At 62.0% G+C, this 26,683-nt stretch carries 17 protein-coding genes; all 17 read right to left on the reverse strand.

What is annotated here, in order from left to right:
* Nucleotides 1–2 precede the first annotated feature (2 nt).
* The 17 genes from ACZRN6_RS28355 to ACZRN6_RS28435 all read right to left on the reverse strand — a co-directional run bounded on the left by ACZRN6_RS28355 (nucleotide 3) and on the right by ACZRN6_RS28435 (nucleotide 26,657).
* Entirely contained in the window at nucleotides 3–8,048 is an 8,046-nt protein-coding gene (locus ACZRN6_RS28355) for a two-partner secretion domain-containing protein (protein ID WP_464009367.1), read from the reverse strand.
* A gap of 31 nt (nucleotides 8,049–8,079) precedes the next feature.
* Nucleotides 8,080–9,801, reverse strand: a complete 1,722-nt coding sequence (locus tag ACZRN6_RS28360; RefSeq protein WP_322142711.1) for a ShlB/FhaC/HecB family hemolysin secretion/activation protein — start codon at nucleotides 9,799–9,801, stop codon at nucleotides 8,080–8,082.
* A 321-nt stretch (nucleotides 9,802–10,122) separates the two neighbouring features.
* Nucleotides 10,123–10,605, reverse strand: a complete 483-nt coding sequence (gene pgaD, locus ACZRN6_RS28365) for a poly-beta-1,6-N-acetyl-D-glucosamine biosynthesis protein PgaD (protein WP_464009368.1) — start codon at nucleotides 10,603–10,605, stop codon at nucleotides 10,123–10,125.
* A complete protein-coding gene (gene pgaC / locus ACZRN6_RS28370) occupies nucleotides 10,602–11,948 on the reverse strand; it encodes a poly-beta-1,6-N-acetyl-D-glucosamine synthase (RefSeq protein ID WP_322142709.1) in 1,347 nt (448 codons plus the stop codon). The genes pgaD and pgaC overlap by 4 nt, the downstream gene beginning before the upstream one ends.
* Nucleotides 11,949–11,951: 3 nt before the next feature.
* The gene (pgaB, locus tag ACZRN6_RS28375) at nucleotides 11,952–13,949 is read right to left on the reverse strand and encodes a poly-beta-1,6-N-acetyl-D-glucosamine N-deacetylase PgaB (RefSeq protein WP_464009369.1); all 1,998 of its coding nucleotides are present in this window, start codon (nucleotides 13,947–13,949) and stop codon (nucleotides 11,952–11,954) included.
* A gap of 12 nt (nucleotides 13,950–13,961) precedes the next feature.
* Entirely contained in the window at nucleotides 13,962–16,415 is a 2,454-nt protein-coding gene (gene pgaA / locus ACZRN6_RS28380) for a poly-beta-1,6 N-acetyl-D-glucosamine export porin PgaA (RefSeq protein WP_464009370.1), read from the reverse strand.
* 180 nt (nucleotides 16,416–16,595) lie between these two features.
* Nucleotides 16,596–18,092 carry a YdgA family protein gene (locus tag ACZRN6_RS28385; RefSeq protein WP_322142706.1) on the reverse strand — a complete coding sequence of 499 codons (1,497 nt, stop codon included), beginning with the start codon at nucleotides 18,090–18,092 and terminating at the stop codon, nucleotides 16,596–16,598.
* Between the two features lie 122 nt (nucleotides 18,093–18,214).
* Complete coding sequence (locus ACZRN6_RS28390; RefSeq protein WP_258343094.1) at nucleotides 18,215–18,847, reverse strand: NADH:ubiquinone oxidoreductase subunit N; 633 nt, start codon at nucleotides 18,845–18,847, stop codon at nucleotides 18,215–18,217.
* Nucleotides 18,848–18,928: 81 nt separating this feature from the next.
* The gene (locus ACZRN6_RS28395) at nucleotides 18,929–20,371 is read right to left on the reverse strand and encodes an efflux transporter outer membrane subunit (protein ID WP_464009371.1); all 1,443 of its coding nucleotides are present in this window, start codon (nucleotides 20,369–20,371) and stop codon (nucleotides 18,929–18,931) included.
* A complete protein-coding gene (locus tag ACZRN6_RS28400) occupies nucleotides 20,368–21,258 on the reverse strand; it encodes an efflux RND transporter periplasmic adaptor subunit (protein ID WP_258343091.1) in 891 nt (296 codons plus the stop codon). The genes ACZRN6_RS28395 and ACZRN6_RS28400 overlap by 4 nt, the downstream gene beginning before the upstream one ends.
* A complete protein-coding gene (locus ACZRN6_RS28405; protein ID WP_003218193.1) occupies nucleotides 21,255–21,464 on the reverse strand; it encodes a DUF1656 domain-containing protein in 210 nt (69 codons plus the stop codon). The genes ACZRN6_RS28400 and ACZRN6_RS28405 overlap by 4 nt, the downstream gene beginning before the upstream one ends.
* Nucleotides 21,461–23,539, reverse strand: a complete 2,079-nt coding sequence (locus tag ACZRN6_RS28410) for an FUSC family protein (protein WP_464009372.1) — start codon at nucleotides 23,537–23,539, stop codon at nucleotides 21,461–21,463. Before ACZRN6_RS28410 ends, ACZRN6_RS28405 begins: the two co-directional genes overlap by 4 nt.
* The gene (locus ACZRN6_RS28415) at nucleotides 23,536–23,967 is read right to left on the reverse strand and encodes a MarR family winged helix-turn-helix transcriptional regulator (protein WP_322148591.1); all 432 of its coding nucleotides are present in this window, start codon (nucleotides 23,965–23,967) and stop codon (nucleotides 23,536–23,538) included. Before ACZRN6_RS28415 ends, ACZRN6_RS28410 begins: the two co-directional genes overlap by 4 nt.
* Before the next feature lie 154 nt (nucleotides 23,968–24,121).
* The gene (locus ACZRN6_RS28420) at nucleotides 24,122–24,403 is read right to left on the reverse strand and encodes a type II toxin-antitoxin system RelE family toxin (RefSeq protein WP_464009373.1); all 282 of its coding nucleotides are present in this window, start codon (nucleotides 24,401–24,403) and stop codon (nucleotides 24,122–24,124) included.
* Entirely contained in the window at nucleotides 24,393–24,638 is a 246-nt protein-coding gene (locus tag ACZRN6_RS28425; RefSeq protein ID WP_323570969.1) for a type II toxin-antitoxin system Phd/YefM family antitoxin, read from the reverse strand. The genes ACZRN6_RS28420 and ACZRN6_RS28425 overlap by 11 nt, the downstream gene beginning before the upstream one ends.
* 90 nt (nucleotides 24,639–24,728) lie before the next feature.
* A complete protein-coding gene (locus tag ACZRN6_RS28430) occupies nucleotides 24,729–24,974 on the reverse strand; it encodes a DUF2789 domain-containing protein (protein ID WP_322142703.1) in 246 nt (81 codons plus the stop codon).
* Nucleotides 24,975–25,049: 75 nt separating this feature from the next.
* On the reverse strand, nucleotides 25,050–26,657 hold the full coding sequence (locus tag ACZRN6_RS28435; RefSeq protein WP_464009374.1) for a glycosyltransferase family 39 protein: 1,608 nt from the start codon (nucleotides 26,655–26,657) through the stop codon (nucleotides 25,050–25,052).
* Nucleotides 26,658–26,683: the final 26 nt, after the last annotated feature.

Here is a 26,683-nt window from a genome sequence, read left to right on the forward strand (position 1 = left end):
GATTAGCCACCGAACTCTTTAATAATCACAGTAATATTACGTTGCTTTCCATACTCTATAAGCTTGCTCGCGTCAGCCATCCCGCCCGGTTGAACTCGGATGTCCAAAACTTTCGTTGCCGGTACGCCATCCACGGTAATTTTTGAACTTTGCAAGGTATCCATATGGGTTCTCATGTCATAAGACCACCCTTTACCTCGGGTATCAATCGTTTTCAAACTCACCACATTAGTGTCGAGCTGGAAGTCAATAACTGGGAAGTTATTGGATTTAAAGGGTTGCCCGGTCTTGGGATTGATGAGGTTGTCCGTTCGGGCCCAGTCCTTATAGTCCGTATCCGTAAGTGTTGTCTCAATCTGCCTACCTCTCGTCCGAGGTTCAAGATCCCAAACATTTTTGCCGTTTTCCGGCGGCATGAGATCCGGCCTTGAAGGTGGCGGGGTCTCTCTCTTGCTGGCCGCAACGGCGCGCTTGTAAGCCAAGGCTCCCGCCGCTGTACCTAACCCAACTGCAAGCGCGATTTTGAGATCGTTCGTAATTTCCTGCGCCTGCGCGTCGCTCAAATTCCATTTTGCTTTAAGCGTATCGACCATCGCCCCGACCGTATGCTCAGTCGTCGCTGTCGCTAACATCTCCTGGAATTCAAAGTTCGAATTGATGAGGTTTTGTACTGCTTCTCGAGCCTTCGGCGAGCCGTACTCCACGATGTCTTTGATTGGGTTGAGATCCGCCATGGTATTGGCGACTTCTTTAGACCGCGCTGCACACGTCGAAGGATCAGCCTTACAGCCGGCGATCGCGTCAATATCTTGTTGAAGACTCAACTCTTTGAATTTACGTGTGGTGTCTTCAATGCAGGAAGTGTCCGTGCACGCCGCTATCTTCTTGGCTGCTCTCTCAAGCTGATTGTGGTTCAGATAGTTATATTGCGTTGCGTTTTGCGCCACCCAACTACCTTTTTCCAGCGTAGCCGCGTCCGCGTCGCCTTGTGCTGCTGCTGCCAGCACGCCGACAATCTGCGAACTCATCGTAAGCAAGTTATCGTCACCTTTAACCAAGCCGTCCAGATGGGTGACCAATGCCTCGCTTGCCCCTGCTGCCAAGGCGCCGGTCTTGAAGTCTCCTCCAGTGGCCTCTGCCAGCAACCCACCGACCATGGCGTGAATCGCAACCTTCGGTGCGGAACCGTCTGCGAACACATTCTTGGTGTAATTACCCAACAAATTGAAACTGGCAGCCGCCAAGGTATTAAACAACGCGTTTTTCAGCGCATCGCTGGCACTGCCACCTTGTCCGAGCGCCTTGCTCAACAGCATGGACGTACCGCTCTGCAGCGTTTGGTTGGCTGCGAATTGACCAACACCGCTCCAGCTATTCAGGATGCCCGGCGTTGTAATTTTCCCAGTCGCCGTGTTTGTTTCGGTTCCAGTCCAATCACCGAAAAACTCTGCCGTCAGACCTGCCGTAACGCCAGAAATGACGTACCCCTTCATCGCATCCGAAGAAGTCACGTCCTTGAGCACCGCGCCAAGATTGCCTCGATTATTAATAACACTGACGGTCGCGTTCGTTGAGGCACCCGCCGCCACCGCGCCTGCGACGGCGCCCACCGTACTTCCGCCTGCGGCGACGGCGGCCATAGGCCCGACGACTGCTGCCATCACAATTGCAATGATGATTTGCGAAGCCGGCCCCAACCCCGAGTTGCTGTACTTGAAGCTGTCGTGGATTTCCTTGACCTGACGCCAATCCACATCACCGCGCTTTTCCGCTTCCTTGATCCACGCCAACTGCGGATCCGCCTTGACCATCGCATCAATGGACTGGCTAACGGTTTGCTGGTTAACCTGGTTGATGTCGATTTTCAAACCATCGACGGCCTTGATTGCCACGTTGCCTTCGGCAATCAACTGGCTCTGACGCAGGGTTTCATCTGTATTGCCCTTGCCTTTGGAAGACACCCAAAACGCATTGTTATTGGTCTTCTCGTGGCTTTCCTGATGCAGGTCCTTTACCGCCTCAAAGGTGATGGCACCACCACTGTCCAGGGTGATGTCTTTCCCACTCTGAAGCTTGGCGAGCTGGTAAGTCTGATCACCACCACTCTTAAGCACGAGGTCACCACCGGTCTTGATTTCAGTACCGACGTTGGTCACGCGAGTCACTTCGTCACGCTGGGTCTTTTTGTTGCCCCAACCGCTGACCTTTTTCATGTCATACAACGTATGCGTACTGTTCTCAGCCGCCAGCAAATTCAACTTATCCCCGCTATACAGATAAGCCTCATTCCCCGCACTGATCTTGCTCGCCACCAGCGTGGTGTCGCGTCCGGCCTGGCTCTTAAAGTCCCCTCCCGCCGTCAGCACACTGGCCAGCTGCGTGGTTTGCTCGTCCGCCGTCTTGATGCGTTTTTTGCCGTCCTTTTCCTTGCCTTCGACGTTGTGCGTTTCGCTGACGGAGGCGACGTTGAGGTCGCGCCCGGCCTGAATGTTCAGGTCCTTGCCCGCGGTGGCGTTGCTGCCGATGATGTTGACGTCTTGCCCCGCCACCATGCTCAGGTTGCCGCCGGCCGTGACCGTGGCCGCTTGGTTTTTCACGTCGGTGGTGATGCTGGATTTGTGCCCGCCGTCGCTGAAGGCGTGGATCTCGCTGGTGTCGCTGACGGCGATCAGGTTGAGGTCGCGCCCGGCTTTCAGGTCGGCATCGCCGCCGGCGGTGAGTGCGCCGTGGTTGGTGAGGTCGCGGCCAGCGTCGATGGCCAGGTTTTCGCGGGCGGTGATGGTGCCGGCGCTGCTGTCGGTGAGGGTGCGCATGCCGGCGCCCTGGCGCACCTGGATGGCGGTGTTGTCGTTGGTGATGTCGCCCTTCAGGGTGGTGAGGCTGACCTGGGTGCCGCGTATCTCGCCAGCCATGGAATTGCGGATGCTGTCCTGGGCCAGCAGGCTGAGGTTGTTGCCGGCCTCGATCAGGCCGCCGGTGTAGAGGCTGCCGCTGCTGGCCACCGAGAGGTTGTTGCTGGCGCGCAGGGTGCCGACGTTGATCAGGTCGCCGCCGGTCATCAGGTTGAGGTCGCGGCCCTGGATCAGGCTGTTGCCGCGCACGTTGCGGGAGTCGGCCTGGGCCAGGTAGAGCACCGGCACGAGCACGGTCTGGCCGTCGACCACGCGGTTTTCCATCCACACGATGTCGTGGGTCAGGGCGCCGACTTGCTGGTCAGTCAGGGACACGCCGACGCTCAGGCGCAAGGCGTCCTTGCTGGCCAGGGCGTTGTCCATCAGGTAGCGGAACTGGTCGTAGTCGCTGGTCAGTCCACCGGCGAGGAAGCGTTGCCCGGTTTGCGCCAGCACGGCATCGCGGATCAGCCGTGACTCGTATTGCCCGTCACCCAGGCGACGCCAGGCGTTGTCGGGGCTGTAGCCGAGCTTGCCGAGCATGTAGTCGGAGCTGAAGAAGCCCGCCACGGTGGTGAGGTTCGGGTTGGTCTCGATCAGGTAGTGGCTGGTGGGGTCGGCGTTTTTGATGAACAGGCCGTAGTCGCCCTTGGGCAACTGGAAGCCGGGCGCGGTGGTGGGGTCGACCGGGGTGAAGGACTCGCCGGTGTAGTCCACGGGTACGTAGCGGCCGTCCGGCGCGATGCTGGTCACCGGCAATACGCTGCTCGGCGCCTGGGCCGTGGCGTCGTTGACGTGCTTGCTCAGGTTGATATTGATGCCGCCGACGGGGACGCCGGTCTGGTCGTCACCGAGGGTGCCGGTCAGTTGCTCCAGGGTATTTGTGTGCAACGTGCCATTTTGCAGGCTACGCGCAACGTTGAGGTTGACCGCGCCACCAGCCTGTATCGTCGCGGTGTAGCCCGGGCCGCCGTTGTCGGTCCAGGTAGTGACGTTGCTTTGTTCGGAGAAGCGCCAGTCGCTGGACCGGGCTTTGAGCACCTCAAAGCGCGCCTTATCGAAATTACCCGCCGCCACCGCTGCGTTGAAGGCGGGTACGTCGAGGTATTCCATCTGGTCCCACTCACCGGTGTCGATGCGCTCCGGGGTGCCGATGACGATGGTGTTCTGCCCGGTGCGGGTTGCGGCGCCCTGGTTGAGCAGGTCGTTGGCGGTGATGCTCAGGTTGCCATTGGCCGCCAGCAGGCTGTAGCGGTTCTGGACGTTGTCGCCCTGGATCAGCAGGTCTTTACCCGCCACCAGGCGCGCAGAGGCCGAGTCCTTGATCGCGGATTCAAGGTAGGTCTGGTTGATGGTGATTTGACCGCGCTTGAACGAGTCGTGCCCGCCGCAGTGCTGGCCGCACTGCCAATTGAGGCTGCCGGTGGTGACGGTCTGGCCCAACTCGAATTCAGCCTTGGCGTTCTCCACATTCCGCGCACTGATGCCGATATTGCCTTCGCTTTCAACCGTGCCGGAAAGGTTGCTGAAGCCCGCCGCCATGCCGCCATCGAGCGCCGCGAAACTCAGGTTGCCCTTGCTGTAGACGTCGCCGTACAGGTTGCTGAAGCTGTTCCCGCGCAGGGTCAGATCACCGCCGCTGAACAGCAGCGTGTCCGCGCCATTGCTGATGCCATTGCTGGCGCTGAGGTTGACGCTGCCTTGTGAACCGAGGGTGCCGCGGTTGTTGATGTGTGCGGCGGCAATGTCGAGTTGCTGGCGTGCGGTGAGGTAACCAAGGTTATCCAGCGTACCGCCCAGGGTGATCCGGGTGGTGGTGCCGCCGGCCAGGCGCCCGCCGTTCTGGCTGAGGTTGTTGGCGACCACGCTCAGTTTTTGCTGGGCCGAAAGGCGGCCGCTGTTGGTCATGTCGCCGGTCAGGGTGACGCTCAGGTCACCGTCGCTGAGCAACTCGCCCGCGTTATCCAGGCTGGCGACATCCAGGGTCAGGCCCTTGGCGCTGGCCAGGCGGTCGCCGGCCTTGAGGCTCAGGCCCTGGGTGCTGGTGTAGTGCAAGGCTTCATTGAGTTGCACGCGGCCGAGGCCATCGACCCGGCCAAACGACCAGTCGGCGGTGCCCAGGCCATTGATGCTGCCCTGGCTGCCGCTGAGGCTGCTGGTATTGAGGCTGAACACGCCGGCGCCGGCGTGCTGCAGTTGCCCGGCCTGGTTATTCAAATGCCCGGCATTGAGGCTGAAGGCCTGGCTGGCGAATTCAAGAATGCCGTTCTGGTTATTCAGTTGGTCGGTGACCGTCAGCGTGCTGCTGGCGCCTTCCATCGCCCGCAATTGGCCGCCCGCGCTGTTGTCGAGGTTGGCGCCATTGAAGGTCAGGCCCTGGTTGGACTCAATCAGGCCGCCCTGGTTGGTCAGTTGGGCACGCGAGGTCAGGGTGAGCTGGTTGCCGCTGATCTGGCCGTTGGCGCTGTTGTCCAGTGTGGCGCCGGAGACGGTGACGTGCTCCTTGCCGAACAGTTTGCCGCCACGGTTGGTCAAGGCTTCGACCGTCAGTTGCAGGTCACTCTTCAAGGCAGTCATCGAGCCGGCCTTGGTGCCGTCGTGGCTGTTGTCGACGCTGTCGGCGGTGAGCGTCAGGCTGTCGCCCTGCACGGTGCCGCCCTGGTTGTTCAAGGTGCCCAGCGTCAGGTCTGCCGCCGCACCACCGCTGAGGATCATGCCCTGACGGTTGCTCAGGTCCTGGCCACGGTAGCTCACGCCCTGGTTGCCGGCCAGGAGTTGGCCCTGGTCGTTGTTGAGGGTTTGCGCCGCGATATCCAGGCGCTTGCCCCGCAAGGTGCCACCCTGGTTGTTGAGAGTGGTCAGGGCCTTGACCAGCACACTGCGCTCGGCGGCATCGATCACGCCGTGGGTGTTGGTCAGCAGGTTGCTGATGTTTAGGGTGATGTCGCCGTCATTGCTGACCAGCGCGCCCTTGCTGCTGTTGTCGAGGTCTTGCGCGCTGACAGTCAGGGCCTTGCCCAGCAGGATCCCGGCGCTGTTGCCCAGGCGCTTGCCGGTCAGCAGCAAGTCACCCTCACTTTGAATACGGCCCTGGGTATTGAGCAATTGATCACCCAGCACCACGCTCACACCCGGCGCACCGCCGGCCAACAACCCGGCATTGCGGTTGTCGAGGCTGCCGGCGCGCACGTCCAGTTGGTCACCGACGATACGCCCGGCGCGGTTGTCGATCTGCCCGTTCCGAGCCTCCAGCAGCAACTGCTTGCCGATGATCGCGCCACCCTGGTTATCCAGGCTCGCGGCGTGCAGTTCGATGTCGCCTTGGGCGGCCTGCAGATGGCCTTTGGCGTTGTTCAAGTGTTGGGCGACGGTCAAGGTCAGCTTGCCGGCATCCGCGCTGAACACGCCAGCGTCGTTGTTGCTGAGGCTGCCGAGGGTCGCGGTGAGTTGCCCACCCACCAGCTTGCCGTCCTGGTTGGCGAGGTCGCCGGCGGTGAGGTTCACGTCAGTGCCAGCCTGGGCATGACCCTGGCTGTTGTTGAAAGCGTTGGTGACGGTGAGGTTGAGCGCGCCTTTTTCGGCACTGATCAAGCCCTTGCCACTGTTGTCGAGGCTGGCGGCGTTCACCGTCACGGCGTCGGCGACAATCTGCCCGCCGTTGTTATTCAGCGCGCCGCTGTTGAGGGTCAAGCTGCCGCCCGCCACCTGGATACGGCCCTGACGGTTATCCAGCGAATCGGTTTGCAGCGTCGCCGCCTGCTCGGCACCGAAGCGAATCAACCCGCCCAGGTTGACGATCGCCGGCGCGCTGATCGCCAGGCTCTGCTCGCCGAACAGGCGCGCGGTGGCGCCCTGGTTGGTCAGCTTGGCGGTGCTGACGCTGACGGTCTTGGCCTGGATGATGCTGCCCTGGTTGGTCAGCGCCTGCGCGGCGGTGATCGCCAACGCGCGGCTGGCCAGCAGGTTACCGCTGGTGTTCACGGTCTGCGCGTTCACCACCAGGTCGCCGGTGGCATTGCGGCTGTTGTCTACCTGTACGCCCGCTTCGATGGTGCCTGGGTTGGTGACCTTGATCGCGTTGAGTTCGATGCGTTGGCCGGCGGCCAGGCTCTTCTGGTTGACCAATTCTTCGGCGCTGCTCACCTGCACATTGCCGGTGGCGTAAACCTTGTCGGTCAGGTTGACGCTTTGTGCGGTGACCTTGAGGTTACCGGTGGCCGCTGTCTGCGCCATGCTCAGGTGCCCATTGGCATCGAGCTGGATATCGCCGCCGCTGGCAGCCAGTGTGCCGTCGAGCTTCACGCCCACGCCGGCCTCGGTGCCCACCAGTTTGATCGCGCCGGCATACATGCCGCCCAGCGCCGAGGAGTCGATGGCCAGTTCGGGCTTGGCGCTGCCGTCATCGGCGCGCGCGGTGGCTTTCAAACTTTTGGCATCGACGTCGTTACGCCCGGCGATCACGGTCAATTCCCGTGCGTTGATCTGCGCATTGATCTTGGCCGAGCGGGTGATGATTTCGAAGCGGTCGACGTTGCTTGCATTCAGGCCCTGGCCGTCGATGGTCACGGCGCCGCCGTCAACCTGATAGCGCTGCAACTGGCCACTCGCGTCGAGCACCGGTTTGCCGGTGGTGAGGGTTACGTTGGGGGTGTTGATAAAGCCGCAACCGCTGCACGTAACGCCATACGGGTTGGCAACGATGACCTTGGCCGACTGGCCCGCCACTTCGGTGTAGCCGCGCAATTGGCTGGGGCTGCCGCCGTTGACTTCGTTGAGGATGACGCTGGCCGCGCCGCCCTTGAGGTTGGGGTTGCCGACGATGTAACCACCCAGCTGGGTATTCGTCATGGGGCCGTTGGCGTTGTTGAGGATCACGCCGTTGGGGCCGACGTTGTAGTCCTTGAATTGGTTATGGGACAAGCCACTGCCATTGGGGGTGGCGATGTTCACCACCGGTACGCCATTGCCGGCCTGGCCGACGGTGGTGCCCGGCGCGCTGACCACAATGCCTTCGGCCTGGGCCAGCAGCGGCTGCCAGAACAGCGCGTTGGCCAGGATCAGCACCAGGCCACGCTTGGGCAGGCCGAAGAACGAGTCTCGCGGTTTCAGCGCAGCAGAAGGCTGGCGGGCCAGGAAGGCAAAGTGGCGAACATCCATTGTCATATTCTCGATGTAACGGGGCGTTGAATTACAGGAAGAAATCCATGCGGAAGTAGATCGGCGCTTCGCGCTCGCTCATCACTGCCGGGCGTTCCAGGGAATGGGCAAAGGTCACGCTGGTGCTGACGTATTTGCCACGGGCGAACAGCTCCAGGGAGTTGCTCGAAACCCGGCCGTGCAGGTTGTCGTTGTAGCGGTCGTTGCGGATAACGCCCTGGTCATAGCCGACGCTGGCACCGTATTCGGCGAAGGCCGGGCGCATCCAGTCCCAGGTCACCGGGCGCGCCCAGCGCACGTCGTTGCGCCAGTAGCCGCCGCTGTCGCCGGTGAGCTGCTGGTCTTTAAAACCGCGCACCGAGGCCGAACCGCCGAGGCTCATGCGCTGCGGGCTGAACAGGATGTCTTCACTGCGTTGGCCGGTGGCCAGGCTGGAAAAACTGAACGACTCGCCCCACAGCGTGAACGGCTGCAAGTAGCTGACAGTGGCGGTGTACTTGCGGTAGCGCGCGTTGGGCAGGCGATTGCCGTACTGATCGCGCTCGTTTTCGGCTTGGGCGTCGAAGGCGCCGATACCGTTCTGCATGCCCAGGTCGAGGTTGACGAAAGCATTGCCGATGCGTCGGCCGTGATTGATGCCCAGTTGCAGTTCGCTGAGGCGGTTACTGCTGGGCTCGGTGCGGATGTCGAGGATGTAGTTGTTGGTGCGCAGGTGCGACAGGCCGACGTTCACCGAGGTCTTGCTCACGTCGTCACGATGGATCACCCGCTCGGCGCGCAATTGGTGGTTCTCGTTGTCGCCGTTCTGCTTGAATTTAAAGGCGTTGGTCACGCCATAGGTGCGGTAATCACTCTCGCTGTAGGTGTAGCTGAAGTTCCACCAGCCCCACGGCACGTTGTAGTAGAGCATGGTGTTTTTCGAGGTTTTCTGGTGGTCGCTGACGGCATCGTGGCCGCCACGCAACACCAACTGGTCGGCCAGGCCCAGGGGGCTGTCCCACTCAAGACCCGCGCCCCATTGCTGTTCGCCGGTGCTTTTCTGCCCGTCGTTATTGCGCGACAGGCTCGCGCGCCAGGGCTTTTGCGGGACGTTCTTGACCTGTACTTCACTGCCGCCCACCTGGCTGCCGGGGGTCAGTTCCATTTGCGCCTGCTTGGACGGCAAGCGGTTCAACTGGTCCACCAACTGCTCGATTTCCCGCAGGTTGAGCTGCTCGCCGACCTTGCCGGGAAACGCCATGGCCAGCTCGCGTTGGGACAGGTTGCTGCCGTCGGCACCCTTCAGGCCTTCGAGTTTGCCTTCCACCACCAACACCTGGAGGTGGCCCGTGGAAAGGTCCTGCTGCGGCAGGTAGGCACGGCTGGTGACCATGCCTTTGTCGATGTAGTAGTCAGTGATCGCCTTGAGCACTTGATTGAGCTGGGAGACGCCCAGGCACTGGCCGATATAAGGCTTGAGCAGGCGCTCGCGATCCGTCGCGGGCAGGCTGTCGGCGCCCTTGAGCTCGATGTCTTTGATCGGGAAGCAACGGGTGTCGGCCGGGGTCGCAGGCGCCTGGGGTTTGGCTTCTTTACCGGGCAGGTCCTTGAGTTCTTCAAGGCGCCGGCGCTGTTCTTCCAGCAGACGGTTTTGCCGGTCGCGGATCAGGTCCTGATCGCCAGGCGTAGGCGCCGCCACCGCACTATTGAGTGCGAAGCAAGTCAGCAGGCAAACGCCCAGCAGCAGCCGAGTCCGTGGCAGTAATAAAGACATGTTCGATCCGTCGAAAAAGCGGGGGCCGGCAAACTAACATCGAACTTCCGGTGGGCCAAGATTCTGGCTTAGTTGGAAACTATGATTAGCAGGCCTATAAGTTGCTGATTATTAACAATAAATAAATCATGCAACGCTTAATCGCTTGCAATTGGAATTTTTATTCCGACAAGCGGTAACAGTTTTGATACACCTTCAACCGTGGCGCTTACAGCTGCTACTACTTGGCCATCAATCCGGTATCAAGACTGGTTAGTAGCCAAAAGATGAGAAAAGTTCGCGGTTGTTTTGTGAATTGGATCCCATATTTCGGCATCCAGGCTAACCGACTTCCTTGGCCCGCTCCTGCCCCGGCACCCGTTTCAGCCCCGGCCGCTCCACATGCCGCGACACGTGCGCCGTCACTTCCTGCACACCGCCCTCCTGGTCGTTATGAATCACCAGCACACCCGGGCGACGCAGTTGTTCCAGGTCGCCTTCCCCCAGGCTGAAACTGTCGCTCAAGCGCTGGTCGCTCAAGGCCTTGGCCGCCGAGCGCCGCTGGGCAAAGTGCTTGCCACGTCGCTGCTGGTAGCGTGCCCAACTGATCAGCACCACTGCGTTGAACACGGCAATCCACAGGTAGATCTGCAAGGTATCCAGTGCCGCAAAAATCGGCGCATCGATCCGCGGGCCGCCGTGGCTGTCGAGCATCGGCACCAGCCCGCGCATCAGCAAGATAATCAGCCCGGCCCAGGCCAGCAGGGTCAGGAATACGTCGATGGCCCACATCACCGGGCGCTGTTGGGTACGGATCAGGTTCATGGTTGCAGTTCCTTGATGGGGGCTTTGATACCGCGATCCGGGCTGACCCAGCGCGCGCGTTTCTGGTGTTGGCGGAACAGCACTTTGGGGAAGCTGACCAGGGTGGTGAACAGGCTCACCAGCCAGAACACCAGCGGGTACCAGACAGTCCAGAACAGGGTTTTCCACAGGCCCTTTTCATAGCGCCGGTCGATCATGATGCTCACCGCGAACTGCACCAGGCACACCACCGCCAGCAGCAGGCCGGTGAAGGCCGGCGGCATCAGCGAGTCGACGGCGATGGCGGCAGGCAGCGTCACGACTTTGCCCACGGCCCAGAAAATCACCGAGAGCAAAAAGGTGAAGGCCCAGCCGGTGGACAGGCAGTACTCGAACAGCAGCGGCCACAGGTAGCGATGGCGCCATTGCCAGATGCCCCGGATGTTCTTGAACAGCACTTCGGCGCCGCCCTGGGCCCAGCGCAGGCGTTGCTTCCACAGGCCGCCGAGGGTTTCCGGCATCAGGATCCAGCACAGCGCGCGGGGCTCGTAGAAGATGCTCCAGTGGTCCAGTTGCAGCTTCCAGCTCACGTCAATGTCTTCGGTGATCATGTCGGTGCTCCAGTAGTCGACCCGGTCCAGGGCCGCCCGCCGAAACGCTACCACCACGCCGGAAACGGTGAAGATCCGCCCGAAGACCCGCTGGGTGCGCTTGATCAAACCGATGATCGAAGAGAACTCGCCCACCTGCACCCGGCCGATCAAGGTGGAGCGCGTGCGAATGCGCGGGTTGCCGGTGACGGCACCGAGACGCGGGTTGTCGAGCATGGGCGCCACCAGGTACGCCGCAGTGTTCGGCGAGAGCAACGCATCGCCGTCGATGCACACCAGGTATTCGCTGCGCGCTGCTACCGCGCCCATGCGCAAGGCCACCGCCTTGCCTTGGTTTTGCGCCAGGTGCAGCACCCGCAGGCGCGGCTCTTTCAGCGCCAGCGCATCAAGCACGGCGGCGGTGTTGTCGCTGGAGCCGTCGTTGATCGCGATCACTTCAATGTTGCGGTATTGCTGGGCCAACGCGGCGCCGATGGTCTCGGCGGCGTTGTCACCTTCGTTGTAGCAAGGGATCAGGATCGAGATCAGCGGTTCGCCGGCCAATACCGGCGCCGGCGTGTCGTCCGCCCATGGCCAGTGGCGTTCCCAGTGCAGCCAGAAGTACAGGCCGCCGGCGATCCACAAGCCGGACATGAACAACGGATAGAAGAATACGAAGTCCATCAGGAACTGCCCGGTGACCAGAAAGATCAGGCCAAGGGGCACACCCAATACCAACGACAAAACGATAAGCGCGAGGATTCTGTCGAACATGAGTCAAGGATTCCACTGGTTGGAAAGGGCCGGACGCACGGTTTTCAGGTCCGGCGAATTCTCCAGGAAGTTGTCGGGGTAGTAGCCAAAACTGGTCACGCCCTGGCGCTTGAGCACGCCCATCCACTCGGCCATTTGCGCGCCGGAAAGGTCCGGGGCGGCCTGGGTGCGCCAGTCCTTGGCTTGTAGCTCGAAGACGGTGCGTTGCAGTGCGCCGGGACGTGCCTTGACGGTGGCCACGAGTTTTTCCAGCCAGGCATTGGAGCCTTTGAGGTCCTGGCCTTCCATCAGCGGCATGGCCATCGGCGCGGTCCAGTCGTAGCTGGTGAGGAAGTCGTCGAGGTTCTGCGCGAACCAGGCTTCACTGCCCGGATTGAGCATCGGCTCGGCGAAGATATTGCGTGCGGTCTGTACTTGCGGGCCGCGCAGCGTGCGGACCTTGGCCGCCAGTTCGTGGGTGAAGTCGATGAGGTAGCGGCTCTTGAAACGGGTCCAGCGTTGCATCACTGCCGGGTCGGCGCGCAGGGCTTCGAGGGTGTCCGGCAGGCCGTTGGCGGCGTAGGCCTTGAGCGCCAACGGGCTGGCATCTTCAAAGTCCGACAGCACCGCGTCGTCGTGGAACAGCACGCCGTCGATGGCACTGGTGCGGGCCAGGTCTTCGTAGATCTCACCGATGATCTGCCGCACTTTTGGGTCAAACGGCGACAGGCGCTGGTACTGGTCCGGGTCGATGGCGACCTTGCCGGTTTGCGGGTCCCAACGGGTAACGCGGGGCAGCTTCGAATCGAGGGCGAAACTGAGCACCGGCATCCAGGCAAATACGTTCACGTGGGCCCGGGTGCGCAGTTGCCAGGTGACGCGGTTGAACAGGTCGGCGCGCACCGGCAAATGGCGGTTGGGGAAGTACAGCGAACGCACCAGGCCATCGCCCTTGGGGTCGGCGAAAGCCTGCAGGAACACGGTGCTGGCGCCCATGTCGACCACGCGCTGGATCAGCTTGTCGAGGTTGCGCACCTGCTGTTCCGGGTCCGGGTCGTAGACGTTGTCCAGGTCCACATGCAGCACCCGCAGTGGCGCTTCTGTCTGGGTCGCGACGATGGCGTTGGCGTAGTGTTCGCCGTCCGGGTCGGAGGCCACCAGGAAACGCGGGCTGCTCATCAGGTTGCCGAGGCTGTCGAGACCGTCTTCCAGGGTCAGGGCCATCTGGTAGCCCTGCTCGCCCACCACCGCCAATGAGGTACCGTCGGCCGCGCCATAAGGCCACACCCACACACGCGGCGCCTTGCCAGTGACGGCGCGGATCTTGTTGGAGATAGCCGTCACGTCGGTGCGCATCCGCGCCTGGAACTGCGCTTCGGTTTCGTAGCGATTGGTGGCCGGGTCAAAGCGTCGGGTGGTGGCCGCCGGTTGCAGGTTGCCCTGTGGGTTGGCCAGCACGCCTTTGTGATTGGCGTCGGTGTGCGCGGCGATTTCTACCAGGCCGGATTGGGCGATTTCGCGCACCTGCTGCCAGGTCAGGAAGTCCGAACGCGGCCGTGGCGTGCCGGCGAAATCCACTGGCTGGTTCAGCGGCGTATCCACCCACGAACCCACCGGCGCCAGCAGCGCATGCCAGTTGTAGCTGCGCAGGATCGGCATCACACGGGTGTAGAAGCTCGCGTAGCCGTCATCGAAACTGAGCATGATCGCCTTCGCCGGCAGCTCCGGGCCGCCGTTGCGGGCGGCCAAAATCTGGTCAACGGTGACCGGCTGGTAGCCGTTCTCCCGCAGCCACGCCAACTGCTCGATCAAGCGCTCGGTGCGCACCGCCACCACAGCCTGGTCGGGGTCGCGGTCCTCGATGTCGTGGTAGGCAATCCCGAGAAAATGGTTCTTCGGCCACGCGGCTTCATTGGCAGGCTTGAGCCGCTCGGCGGGTGGAGTGAAAGGCGCGGGTTGCTGGGCGCAAGCGCTACTCAGCATTAACCCCAGGGCCAACAGGCAACGGGACAAGACAGGCATGATCGGACTCTTCTAGAAGCGGTAGGTGAGGTCGACGATCAGGCGCAGGTCGCTTTCGCGCTCACCGTCATAAGGTCGGCTGATCCAGCTGAGGTTGGCGCCGGTTTCGAGCACGTCGTTCCAGCGAAACCGCTGGCCGTAGCCCACCAATGCAACGCCGCCAGTGCCGTAGTCGCGCTGGCTGTAGGTGCCCGCCCCCACCTGGAACTGCTGGCTCCACTGGGTTTCGTAGCGGTGGTAGAGCACGTGGTTGACGGTGGCCGTGGGCAGCACGCTTACGTCCGAGCGCGGGTTGAAGTACGGCGTGTCTTGCTTGGTGTTGCGGCTGGTGCCGACTTCCAGGCCCAGGTCGACTTGCACACCTGGCGAGCTGTACACGCCCTGGCGACCAGTGAGCAGCGCTTCGAGGCGGCTGTTGCCGTCGCTGAAGTGGGACGGGCTCAGGGCCAGTTTCCATTCGCGGCTTTCGTTGGCGCGCCAGCGGATAAAACCGCTGCCGCCGTTGGCAGTAATGTCGGCATTCAGTGCCCGCAACGGGGTGCTGGCGGACAGGTAGTCGAGGCTGGCGCCGTACTGCCATTGGTCATTGATGTCGCGGGCAATCGCGATGCGTGCGCCCTGCTTATCGCCAAAGCCGTAGGAGTGATTGGACACCTCGGCTTCCAGGGTCATATCGCGGGTGCGCCGCTCTACACCGAGGCGCTGCCAGCGGTGTTGGCCGGTGCCTTCTTCGAAATCGGCGGTGGCATAGCCGGCCCCGCCGAACACGCGCCAGTCTTCGTCGATGGGCGGGCTGTAGAGCAAGGTTTCGATGCCGAAATCGCGGCTGCCCGAGACCGCGCCCGCGCCGTTATCGCCGCCGCCGTTGCTTTTGCCGGTGTAGGCCTCTACGCGCAATTCGGCCGTGTCGTGCACATCCCGCAGGCGGCTGAGGCGCTGCACCTGGCGGTTGTCCGGGGCGCGGTCGACCACGTCGTCGGTGAGTGCGTCGAGCTGGCGCCACTCCTGTAAATCCAGCGCGGTGTGGCCTTGGGAGACTTCCAGGCCGATGTCGCGCGGGGCCTGGGCTTCGGTTTCCTTGAGGGTGTTTTCGGCGCGCCGTGGCCAGTCGCGGGCACGGTACATATCGGCCTGGGCCAGGCGCAGGCCGATATTGCCGGGCGCCTGTTGCACCAGGGCTTCCAGGCCTGTTTCGCTGGCGGGCAGGTCGGCGCCATAGGTGCCGGCCTGGGCGGCCAATTGTTGGGCGTCCATCCAGGCATCGTTGGGGTTGCCAATGGGCAAGCCCTTGAGCTCGACCCGGGGTTTCTGGGTGCTCGCCAGGTTGTCCGCGACTTCGCGGGCTTCCACCACTTGATCGTTTTCGAGCAAGGCGTAGAACAGCGCGGTGCTGTCTTCGACGTGATCGCCAGCATCGGCGTCGCTTGCTGCAAGTGCCTGGCGATACAGCGGCGCTGCGTTTTCCGGCAGGCGCTGGTCGAGGTAGGCCGCGGCGACCCAGCGCAGCGCGTAGGTCGGCAGTTGCACGCCTTCACTCTTGAGCACTTCGTAATCGCGGATCACCTCGGCGGTGCGCGCCCGGGCTTTCAGCGCGCCCAGGCGGTCGATGCGCCAGCGCACCACGTCGTCATGGGCGCTGGCATCCGGTGTCCAGGTGGTGAGTAGTTGGTCGTAATCCTTGAGGGCACGGTCGGCGATGACGTAGCGCTCTTTTTCACCGCGAGTCGCGAACTCAGCCATGCGCACACGCTCGGCAGCCAGGTCCCCTTCGAGGCGGCGTTGGGTGACCGGGTCCAACAGGCCTGGGCGCCGGGCAGCGAGGCGCAAGGCCGGCTCCGGCAGACGCGCGCGTTGCAGGGCGACGATGTATTCGCGGGCGACTTCAGGTGTGTTGCCGGCACGGATAAAGGCCTGGTCGAATTCGAACAGCGCGTCATAGGTGGAACCGGCACGGGTCAAGGCGTAACCCAGGGCCATGCGGCGGTCAACATCGTCGGGTTTGGCAGCCACCAGGGCGCGAGTGCGCTGCACAGCTTCGGCAGTTTGCCCGGCGTCTGCCTGGGTCAGGGCCAGGCCCAGTTGCAGGTCCGGGTTATTCGGCACGCGCAGCAACGCCTGGCGATACACGGCAATCGCCGGTTCCCAACGCTGTTGGTTGCGATAAGTGCGGGCGACGGTGGCCAGCGCCTGGGTGGTGAGGACGCGACTGCGGCCCTGGGCCTCGTAGACCGTCAGTACCTCGGCGTCCTGGCGCGCCCAGCTGGCAATCAACAGGTGATCGCTGACCTGCCCCGGCGTCTGGCGCTCGGCGGGCAATTGACGCAACAGATTAAGGGCCGGGCCGTAGTTGCCGCTGCGGGCCTGGTTGATCAGCGAATCATAGGCAGCATCGGCCGACGCCACGACGGGCCACAGCAGCTGGCTGCACAGGGCCAGGCGGATAAACGGATGAACATTACGCGACATATCGTCAGCTTCCTTCCACGGAAAGCTGTAGCGATAAATTCACCTGGAGGGCACACCAGGCGACCGGTATCTAATGACCCGGCCAAGCTTTCCTGGGGCGCAATATCCTTGAGAGGGGTACAAAAAAGGCCAATTCAGAACAATTGTTCAGAATTGGCCTACATCACTTTGAGCCGAGTCTTATTGAGCGCCGCTGACCGCGCCGATCTTGCCCAGCACGAAGCCAATGAATTGCTCGACGGTCATTTTCTGCCCGTTGAAGGTCACTTCATTGTTGGCGTAGTGCAGCTTGGACACGATATCGGTGCCCACCAAAGTCGCCAGTTGAGTGCCCACGGCCATGCCGCTGATCATCTCGCTGGCCATCTGGGCTTGCTGCTCGATGGCTTTCGGGTCGGTCACACCACCGATCTGCGCCTGCAGGCCGGCGACGTCCTGGATCATCGGCTTGGACAGCGTCAGGTTGGCGTCCAGCAGCGCAACGATCTGCTTGCCCAGCTCAACCGACGGCAGGTCCATGCTCGACGGCTTGGCCAGGTCTACCACCAGGTTGAAGCGGCTCTCGCCATTGGTGGTTTTCAGCGACAGGTTTTCCACCGCCACTTGCGGCTTGGCAGACAGCAGTTGGTCGACATTGGCCTGGGCGAGGGTCTGCTCGGCTTCAGTCAGTTGCAGCTCAGGCACGGGCTGGCCGGCAGCGGCTGCCGCTTGAGCCGGCTGCACTTTTTCCTGGTAGAGCTTGGTCAGCACCAGCATCGAGGGGATGTCGACGTTCTTCATGCTCACCGCCATGGCCGCCGAACCGACAGGCTTGCCCTGGTAACCGATCTCGTCGATCTTGTAGTCGACACGGCCAGCCAGGTTGTTGTCCTTGGTTTCGCTGCTGTCTTTCTGCTCAAAGTTCTTGAGGGTCAGCACGGCTTGCTGCGGGCCGAAGGTGACCTTAGTGTTGGTCAGCTCGACAGTGTTTTGCCCGGTGTAGAAACCAAAAGTGGTTTTTTCCAGGTTACTGGCGATGGTCAGGCCACTCAGTTCAGCGTCCAGCTTGGCGTTGTTGGCGTCGATGACCGAGACCTTGAGGCTGTCCATGTAGCCGCTGGCCTTGACCTTCTTGCCTTCGGCAGTGGAGTCGAAGTCCAGGTTGGCGCCGGAGAAGCTCACGGCCGACTTGTCGTCCTTGAGGTCCAGGGGCAGCAGTTCGATGTTGCCGGTCACCGAGCGGTCATAGCCGATGTTGGCCACGCCTTTGAGCGGTGATACGTCTTTGCTGGCGGCGAACCATTTTTCGGTGGTGGGGTTTTTCTCAAGTTCGTAGTGACTGGTGGCCATCACCGGCAGCCACTTCAGCGACACCAGGCGCGAGAACGGCAGCGGGCCGTGTTCGATATGGTCGACGAACAGCAGTTCGGTGTCCTGGTGGTTTTCGCCGAACACCGCGCCCTGGGCCTTCAGGCGATAGTGGGCGGTGCTGCTGAACAGCTGGCGGTCGAGGGAGACCAGTTCCAGGGTCACGGTACCGTCGACGCCGGCCATGGAGGTCTGCAGTTCCTTGTTGGCATCCTGGATGGCAGTTTGCAGTACCGGCTCCAGTTGCTTGCCGGTGTACCAGGCACCGCCTGCGCTGATTGCACCGATGGCGACGACGATACCCAAGAGAACGACTGCTGGCTTATTCATGTAGTGACCTGATCAAATCCTGTGAAGTGGGCTGTCTTCCCTGAACCCCGAAGGGTGTCGGCTCAAGCCCGCCGAAATCCGGGGAAGATTAGCATAGGCACCCAATCACAATGAAAGGTCCCTCAGGAATACTCGGTTTCGATCTCATCGAGCTGATGATCAAAGCTCTTCAGGCGCGCCGTCCACGTATACACCAGCACTTCAAACTCGCGGTGAATCACAGCATTGCCCGGCGTATCCGACTTGGGATCATAAAAATCCAGCTGGTAACGCTCCCGCGCCATCGCGGTGGCCACGTCGGATAATTCCCGCGCGTTATTCAGCCAATGCCGTCCGTCGGCGACCTGCCGGTCGAGCATCACGCATTGTTTCTTCAGGGCTTCGAGGCTTTTTTCCAGCGGCGTGCCGGTCAGTTCACCCATGACTTCCTGAAAGGTGCGCCCCGGCTGCCAGTAGCTGCCCCAGAAGTAGCGGTCGAACACCGTCTCGACCCGGCGCAGGGCGACTTTGGTGTCCCAGATCGCCACGCGGGTCTTGCCTTGTTCGAGCAGTCGTCGCTTGATTCGCTGGCCTTGGTAGGTGGCCCAAGCCACCACGCCGATGGACAGCACCGCAATCAGCGCGCTGGCGCTGTCGAGGAACACCATGGCCTTGTCGATTTGATGGGCCAGCATGATGCCGTAGAAGTAAGTCGCCGATAGCAACACCAGTGCGAAGAACACGCACCAGAAAGCGGGAGCATAAGGGTTTTTCATTATTGTAATCCCCATGAGCAAACGCGAGCAGTGACCAGCAGGCCGTCACGGCAGCCTGCTGTTCAAAGCATAGCAATCAGCTCAGGGTTTGCTGGCTTGTGTGGCTTGCGTTCGTCCACTTTCCCAGCCGCCGCCCAGGGCCAGGAACAAATCGATCTGGCTCATGGCAACCTGAGTGTTTGCCGCTGCCAACTGCGCCCGCACATCGGTGTAGGTGCGAGTGGCTTGCAGGTCGGCCAGGAACGACGCACGGCCGGCCTGGAAGAACCGGTGTGTCTGCTCTGCCGCCTCTTTGGCCGACGCGCCGGCATCGGCCAACGCGTCGCGGCGTTGCAGTTGCGCGGTGTATTGCGCCAGGCCCGTCTGGGTTTCGCGGATGGCGTTGAGCACCACGCCGTCAAAGTGCGCCAGGGCGCCCTGGGTCGCGGCTTCGGCTTCGTGGATGCGCGCTCGTGCACCGTTGGTCGGCAGCGTCCAGCTGATCAGCGGGCCAAAGCCCCAACGGTTGGTGGCCGGCGTGCCCAGGTCATCCAGGATACCGACGGTGCCCACGGTGGCGCCGATGCTGATATCCGGGTACAGCGCGCCGGTGGCCACACCGATGCGTGCGGTGGCAGCCGCCAGTTGGCGTTCGGCCTGGCGCACATCAGGGCGGCGCTTGAGCAGCATGGCGCCGTCGCCTACCGGCAGTAACTGCGCGATATGCGGCAGCTCGGCGCATTGAGCGGTGCCGGCCGGCAGTTGATTCAGCGGCTTGGCCAGCAACATCGACAGGCGGAACAACCCGGCCTGGCGCAGTGCTTCATAACGCGGCATTTCGGCGCGCAAGGATTTGTATTGGGTTTGCGAACGGGTGACCTGGGTTTCATCGCCGCGCCCGGCGTCCCGCAGGCGCTGGGTCAGGTGCGTGCTCTGGGCTTGCAGGTCCAGTGATTCGTTGGCAATCGCCAGCTCTTCGTTGGCCGCGCACACTTGGGTGTAGGAGCGCACCACATCCGCCACCAAGGTGATGCGGGCGATATCGGCAGCCGCCTGGGCCGCATCGGCAGTGGCCTGGGAGCTTTCGATGCCGCGCTGCAAGGTGCCGAACAAATCGAACTGGTAGGAAGTGCTGATGCTGGCACTGCCGATATTCGCCACCGGGACTTTTTCCGTCAGTAAGTAGGCCTCACCGGACTCTTGCAGGCGCTGGGCTTCCGCCTTGGCGCCAGCACTCCACCCCCCGGCAGACTCGGCTTGCTGCACCTGATAGCGCGAGCGCTGCAAGTTGGCCGCGGCCACCCGCAAGTCGGTGTTGGAGGCCATGGCCTGCTCCACCAGCTTATCCAAACGTGGGTCTTGATAGAGCTTCCACCAATCCGCCGGCACCGGCGCCGACACCACATTGTTGCCCTCCCCGGCCAACTGGCCCTGAAGGTCACCGCGGTTCACGGCCGCCTTGTCGGGCAGCGTGTAATCGGGCCCCACCACTTGGCAGGCCGACAGCAACAACCCCAGCCCGGCGGTTGCTAAAAGCCGTTTCATGGCTGGTTCTCCGACGTGGGTTTGTCACCGATGATCGACACGGTGGCGGTACGCCCGGCAATCATGCGGAAGTCTGCCGGTACGTCGTCAAACGCGATGCGCACCGGAATCCGCTGGGCCAGGCGCACCCAGCTGAACGCCGGGTTGACGTTGGGCAGCAGGTTGGAGCCGCTGGTGCGGTCGCGGTCTTCGATCCCGGCCACGATGCTTTGCACATGCCCGCGCAGGCGAGCGTTGTCGCCGATCACGCGGATGTCGACGCTCTGGCCAACGTGAATGCCATCGAGCTTGGTCTCTTCAAAATAACCATCGATGTGGAAGGAGTTGCTGTCCACCACCGACAACACCGGGCGCCCAGCGGTCACGAACTCCTGGTTACGCGGTGCACGGTCGTTGATGTAGCCGTCCACGGGGCTGCGGATCACCGAACGGTCCAGGTTGAGCTGCGCGGCATCCACCGCCACTTGCGACTCGGCCAGGGCCGATTGGGCACGGGCCACGCGGGACTGGCTTTCTTCCAGTTGCTCGCTGGCCACCAGGTTGCCAAGGCCGCGGTTACGCTTGTTCTCGCGCACGGCCTGGGCCAGGGTTTCCTGGCGGTCGGCCACAGCGGCCTGAGCTTGGCGCAAGGCCAGCTTGAAGCGGTCCTGGTCGACGGAGAACAACACCTGGCCGCGCACCACCAACTGGTTGTCGCGCACGTCCACTTGCTGGATCAGCCCGGACACGTCCGGGGCGATCTGCACGATGTCGGCACGGATGTGACCGTCACGGGTCCACGGCGCGAACATGTAGTACATCACCATGCGCCACACCACGACGCAGGCGAAGGTCACCACCAATAACGTCAGGACTACACGGCCGATGGTCAAAAAAGGTTTTTTCATGTCATGAGGTATCGACTGAGTGAGTCCACTGCGCCCAGCAACAGAGCGTAGAGACCCACATTGAACAATGCCCGGTGCCAGACCAGGCGATAGAAGTGGACGCGGGTCAACAGCCCGTGCACCACCAGGTACAACACGTACGTAATGCCCATCAGCACCAACAGCGTGGGCAGGAACACCCCGCTGATATCCAGATCACCGATCATAAAGGCGCTCCATCGGGTAACGGCGCTTCCATCTCTGTGCCGCCAAGAAATTCCACGCCGGGCAACAACGCCAGGCGCAAGCCGCTGAGGGCGTGCAGCAAGTGCAGGCGGGTTTCGTCCTCGCCTTGCAGGCCCTGGCCGTTGAGGGCGCGGCGGGTACGGTCGAGGGTCATCAGCAGACCACTGGGGGCCGGCAGACGTTCACCGGCCTTGAGGCAGGCCTTGAAGTAACCGCCGACGCCTTCCACCACCTGATTCAACAGCACCCGCGGGACGCCGAGGATGCGCGGCGAGTACGCCAGCAGGTCCAGCAGGTTCAGCGCCACCCGAACTTCGCGCAGGGCGATGCCGGTGTCTTGGCCGGTCATGGCCAGGCGCGGCAAATGTTGCATCAGGCGGTCGAGCATTTGCACGCCCATCTTGCGGTGCTCGGCCAACGTCGCAGGCTCGGTGAGGGTGACGATGTCACGCCAACTGAAACGGGTCAGGCGCTTGGCCGCCAGTTCGGCGCCGAACGGCCGGGCGATCAGGGTCCAGACGAAGGCGAACAACAAGCCCACCGGGCCCGCCAGGTTGGAGTTGGCGAAGGCCAGGAAGTCTGCGTCATAGGCGCCCTGGATGCTGATGAACGACGAGGTGTTGACCAGCGTCAGCAGCATGCCGAGGTAGAAACGCGGCTGTACCGTGAGCGTGCCGATGCAGATAAAGGGCACCGCAAACGCCAACACCAGCATCGGGAAATCGTGCAGGTTGGGCAGCACCAGAAACAGGTACAGGCTGGCGAACAGCACCGACATCGCCGTCCAGAAAAAGAACCGGTAGATCTGCGGCGCAGGGTCGTCCATGGAGGCGAAGAAGCTGCAGGCGACTGCCGCCAGGATCACCGCGCTGCCGCCGTCGGTCCAGCCCAGCAGGATCCACAGCACCGAGGCGACGATGATCGCCGTGACGGTGGAAAACGCCGAGTAGAACATCAGGCCACGGTCGAGAAATGGCGTCAGCCGGCCCAGGCGCCAGTGGCGGTAGACTGCGCGCCAGCTGTCCTGGCTTTCGCACTGGATAGCGGCCTGCAGGCTGCGGCAGTCTTGCCACAAATCCACCCACTCGCCCAGGCGATACAGGGCGTTGGAGAACAGCAACTGGTGGCGATCGTCCAGGGCTTCGGCGTCGGGTTGCAGGGCTTCGATCTGGTCACGCAAGGCGCGCCAGCGTTCGATAGGCGCGTCCTGTCGCGTGCCATCCAGCCACTCGATGGCGGCGTTCAGCAGCGGCGTGAAGCGCTCGAGCAGTTCCGGGGCGCGGTGTTCCAGGGCGTACACGGCGTCGTCCAGTGCGTCGATCACCGGCAGCAGGTGGATCATCCGCCCGCGCAGTTCCTTGGTATTACGCACTGTTTGCGGCCGCGAGCCCTCGTGGGGCAGTTGGCCGATCATCAATTCCAGGGTGTTGAAGGTGGCGACCATGCCGCCGCGCAGGGTGCTGATTTCTTCGGGCTGCACGTTACGGCTGAGAAAGCGTTGGCTGTAGACCTGCGCGTCGGCGAACCACTTGCTGACCGAGTCATCGAACACCGGCGCCAGGCGCCGCGGCCAGAACATCGCCCCCACCACCGCCGCCACGGCGATGCCGAGGAAGATTTCTTCGGTACGCGCTTCGGCCACATCCCACACCGCCAGCGGGTTATCCACCACCGGCAGGGCGATCAGCGGCAAAGTGTAGCCGGCCAGCATCAGCGCATAGCTGTTGGCAGTGCGCAGGTGCAGGGACAGGAACAACAGGATCCCGGTCCACAGCGCGATCACCACCACCAGCACGTAGGGCGTCTGCACAAACATCGGCACAAAAAACACCGCAGCGGCCGCGCCCATGAAGGTACCGACCGCGCGGTACAGCGCCTTGGAACTGGTAGGGCCGACAAACGGGCTGGAAACGATGTACACCGTGGCCATCGCCCAGTATGGACGCGGCATCTGCATCAACATGGCGATGTACAACGCGATCATTGAGGCGGCGAATGTCCTGACGCCGTAGAACCAATCCCTGGCCGGCGGCATGCCGGTAAAAAATCCGTTCAAGAACTCACAACCATGGGATGTTGATTGGCGCCTTCGAAGGCCCGCAGTACACGCAAAGCAGCTTCCAGGTCATCGGGGGCGATCGTCGCCAGCACTTCGCGGCGCAGGCGCACCAGTTGCTCTTCCACCGCCTGCACCAGCTCGCGGCCACGCTCGGTGAGGCTCAAGGCCTTGGCGCGGCGGTCGTGGATGTCTTCGGTGCGGCACACGTAGCCGGAGCCGCACAGCTGGTCCAACAGGCGCACCAGGGACGGGCTTTCCATCCCGGCGGCCTGGGCCACCTTGACCTGATGTACACCGTCGCCGAGGCGGCCGATCATCAGCAGCGGCACGGCGCAGGCTTCGGAGATGCCATAGCTCACAAGCGTGGTCTGGCAGATTTTGCGCCAGGTCCTGGCACCTACCACCATGCTGCTGCTGATGTTCATCTGGAGTTGTTCGAGGGTCTGGGACACTGGACTCTTCGCATACAGTTAGTTTGCTAACTATCAATATGGTCGATGGATCCAAAGCAGTCAAGTTTTGATACAAATTTGCGGATAGGTGGCGAGCAGATTCGTTTTGATTTTTGTGATCCATCGCTCAACGTTTCTTCGCGCGCTCATAAACGGCACTGCGTTCACGCTTACCAACGGCAACAACCGAAACTACAACCCTCTCTTCAATGACTTGGTACACCAGTCGATACCCGGAGGCCTGCAACTTGATTTTGTAGCAATCAGGCATCCCATGCAGTGAGTCTGAAGGGACTCGGGGCAGTCCGATGCGCTCTGCCAGTTTCTTTTTGAATTGCTCGCGTAACGTATGCCCCAGCTTGTCCCATTCCTTTCGCGCAGAAGGCAGGAACTCAAGTTTATAGGTCATCCAGGTTCACTGGCACGGGTGTCTCGTGGCGGCGAGAGCGAACCAGATCCGCCAGATCCAGATCGTCCAGCCGCTCCATCATCGCCTCGAAAACATCGGCGGGAACCATGTATCCCATAACGCGGTTGTGATTGAGCACAGCAACTGCCCCACCGTGAGCGCCGCTCATGACGGCAGAGGGGTTTTTTTTCAACTCGGAAACACTGACAGCCATATCGGCCAGAACACTTTGCATAATAAAGACCTCAATTAAGTACTTTATTCTGGTCTATTTAAGGGCGACGTAGCAACATGAAAATTCTCTTAAAGAGCGTTAAGCCCAGGATTACACCCCGCGCCCCTCTCTCAACCACAAATTCAACTCGTCCACCACCTCTGCCCAATCCGCATCCTCCAAAATCTCTTCACGCAAAAACGCCCTCTGGCCTGGCGTCCAGAAAAACGCATCTGCCAGGTGCAGTTCGGGTTTGAGTGGGGAATGCACAGCGATAAAACGCTCGATGCTCACCGGGTCGTCCGATAAACCGAGCTGTTTGAACAACGACGGCAAGCTGTGGACTGGGGATTGCATGGTGTGCTCCTGCAGAAGGGGTTCACCTGAGTCTAGCCTCCCAGGCGAACATAAACCTCTGCGCAGTGGCACCGATTAGTCGCAGCCATCCCTGTGAACGCTCGCCGGCGCGTTACACAGCACAAACAGTCGGGCCCGTGCACCTCCGCCATCCTGCTGGCTGAGATGGCGCCATCCTGCCGGCAATGGGGCAAAATCATCCGGGCCATCAGCGGCGCTGATCAGCCACACACGCTGGATATCGGCCGGCAATGCCGACAGGCGATCCAGGTAAATTCGCCCGCCATCCTGCTCCACCAAAGTGCCAAAACCATAGGCGTTCGGCCGCGTCGATTTGCCCGCGGCGGTCGGCGGTGTGAAAAGCTGCAACTGGGCGTCGGTCTCGTCGTAATAGACGTAGGGCAGGTACCACAGCATGTCGCTGATGACGATGCGGTCATCTTCCTGGTAGTTGCGATTGACGAACTCCACCACCACGTTGAATTGATCATGCTCATCAACGGTGGAGTTGGTCTTCACGCCCACCCACTCGACCCCGACGAACAGCACGAAGGTTGCTGCCGCTACAAGTGGCAGGCGCGGTGACAGACGGTCGACGGCCAACGCCACGATGATCGGCAAACTCATCGCATAGGCCGTGAGATACCGCTCGATAAACACCGGGGAAATAAACGAAACCCCATAGACCAGCAGTACCGGCAGCATGAAGAACAGCGCCAACAGCCAGCCAAAGCGATAGCGGCTTTGGTCGCGCCAGGCGGTTACGCCCACCAGCGCCAGCAGCAACAACGGAAAACCGACAAACAGTGGCCGCCACACGTGGTCGCCCGGGTCCTGAATGAGGAACTGCCACACCATTGATGGCACGGAATACAGGTTGACCGGGTCTTCCCAGCCAATATCACCGCCCACCTTGAGTTCTTCGGTGTGCTGCACCAGGCCCAGTAAATTCGGCAGCCAGGGCAAGTACAGCAGCACAATCATCACGTTGGCCAACCACCAGCCCGGACGTGTGACGAGGCGCAAGCCGCCGGCCCGTGGCTGGCGCAGCAATACCAGCCAGGCCCAGTGCACCAGCACGCACAACGCGGTGAAGTAATGCGTATAGAAAGCCGCCGTCATCAACAGCGCATAGGCCACCAGATAGCGCGACCGCTCAGGCTGGCGGACCCAATACACCAATGCCAGGGTGGCGGCCAGCAGCCACACGCCCAGCAGCGAATACATCCGCACTTCCTGGCTATAGCGCACCGCCGTGGGCAGCAACGCCAGCAGGATCCCGGCCAGTACCGCCGCGCGGCGGGTCGCAATCAGGCGCGTCAGCCAGATTCCCAGGCCCACGGCGACCACACCGGGGATCGCACTCATGCTGCGCAGGGAGAAAACACTGTCGCCAAACACCTCGATCCACCCGCGCAGCATGAAGAAATACAGCGGCGGGTGAACGTCATGGGCGGCGTGAAACCACAGGTCTTCCAGGGAATACTCGGCGAGCAGCAGGCTTGAGCCTTCATCGCCCCAGATCGCGGAGGCGGTCAAACCATAGAAACGCACGGCCATGGCCAATGCCACCAGCGGCACCCACCACAACCGAGCCAGCCAGCCGGCATTCTCCCACAGGCCAGGATTGAGCACGGGCAATGCCCCGGCCTTGTTGTCTTGTTCCGCCACAGAGCGTCGCACCTCTACTTCCTCACCCACTTCCAAAC

It is taken from the genome of Pseudomonas sp. A125 (genome assembly GCF_055409485.1).

Bases quoted from the DNA above. Each gene is read 5' to 3' on its own strand.
- ACZRN6_RS28355 (WP_464009367.1), bottom strand. From the start codon at position 8,048: ATGGATGTTCGCCACTTTGCCTTCCTGGCCCGCCAGCCTTCTGCTGCG.
- ACZRN6_RS28360 (WP_322142711.1), bottom strand. From the start codon at position 9,801: ATGTCTTTATTACTGCCACGGACTCGGCTGCTGCTGGGCGTTTGCCTG.
- pgaD (WP_464009368.1), bottom strand. From the start codon at position 10,605: ATGAACCTGATCCGTACCCAACAGCGCCCGGTGATGTGGGCCATCGAC.
- pgaC (WP_322142709.1), bottom strand. From the start codon at position 11,948: ATGTTCGACAGAATCCTCGCGCTTATCGTTTTGTCGTTGGTATTGGGT.
- pgaB (WP_464009369.1), bottom strand. From the start codon at position 13,949: ATGCCTGTCTTGTCCCGTTGCCTGTTGGCCCTGGGGTTAATGCTGAGT.
- pgaA (WP_464009370.1), bottom strand. From the start codon at position 16,415: ATGTCGCGTAATGTTCATCCGTTTATCCGCCTGGCCCTGTGCAGCCAG.
- ACZRN6_RS28385 (WP_322142706.1), bottom strand. From the start codon at position 18,092: ATGAATAAGCCAGCAGTCGTTCTCTTGGGTATCGTCGTCGCCATCGGT.
- ACZRN6_RS28390 (WP_258343094.1), bottom strand. From the start codon at position 18,847: ATGAAAAACCCTTATGCTCCCGCTTTCTGGTGCGTGTTCTTCGCACTG.
- ACZRN6_RS28395 (WP_464009371.1), bottom strand. From the start codon at position 20,371: ATGAAACGGCTTTTAGCAACCGCCGGGCTGGGGTTGTTGCTGTCGGCC.
- ACZRN6_RS28400 (WP_258343091.1), bottom strand. From the start codon at position 21,258: ATGAAAAAACCTTTTTTGACCATCGGCCGTGTAGTCCTGACGTTATTG.
- ACZRN6_RS28405 (WP_003218193.1), bottom strand. From the start codon at position 21,464: ATGATCGGTGATCTGGATATCAGCGGGGTGTTCCTGCCCACGCTGTTG.
- ACZRN6_RS28415 (WP_322148591.1), bottom strand. From the start codon at position 23,967: ATGAACATCAGCAGCAGCATGGTGGTAGGTGCCAGGACCTGGCGCAAA.
- ACZRN6_RS28420 (WP_464009373.1), bottom strand. From the start codon at position 24,403: ATGACCTATAAACTTGAGTTCCTGCCTTCTGCGCGAAAGGAATGGGAC.
- ACZRN6_RS28425 (WP_323570969.1), bottom strand. From the start codon at position 24,638: ATGCAAAGTGTTCTGGCCGATATGGCTGTCAGTGTTTCCGAGTTGAAA.
- ACZRN6_RS28430 (WP_322142703.1), bottom strand. From the start codon at position 24,974: ATGCAATCCCCAGTCCACAGCTTGCCGTCGTTGTTCAAACAGCTCGGT.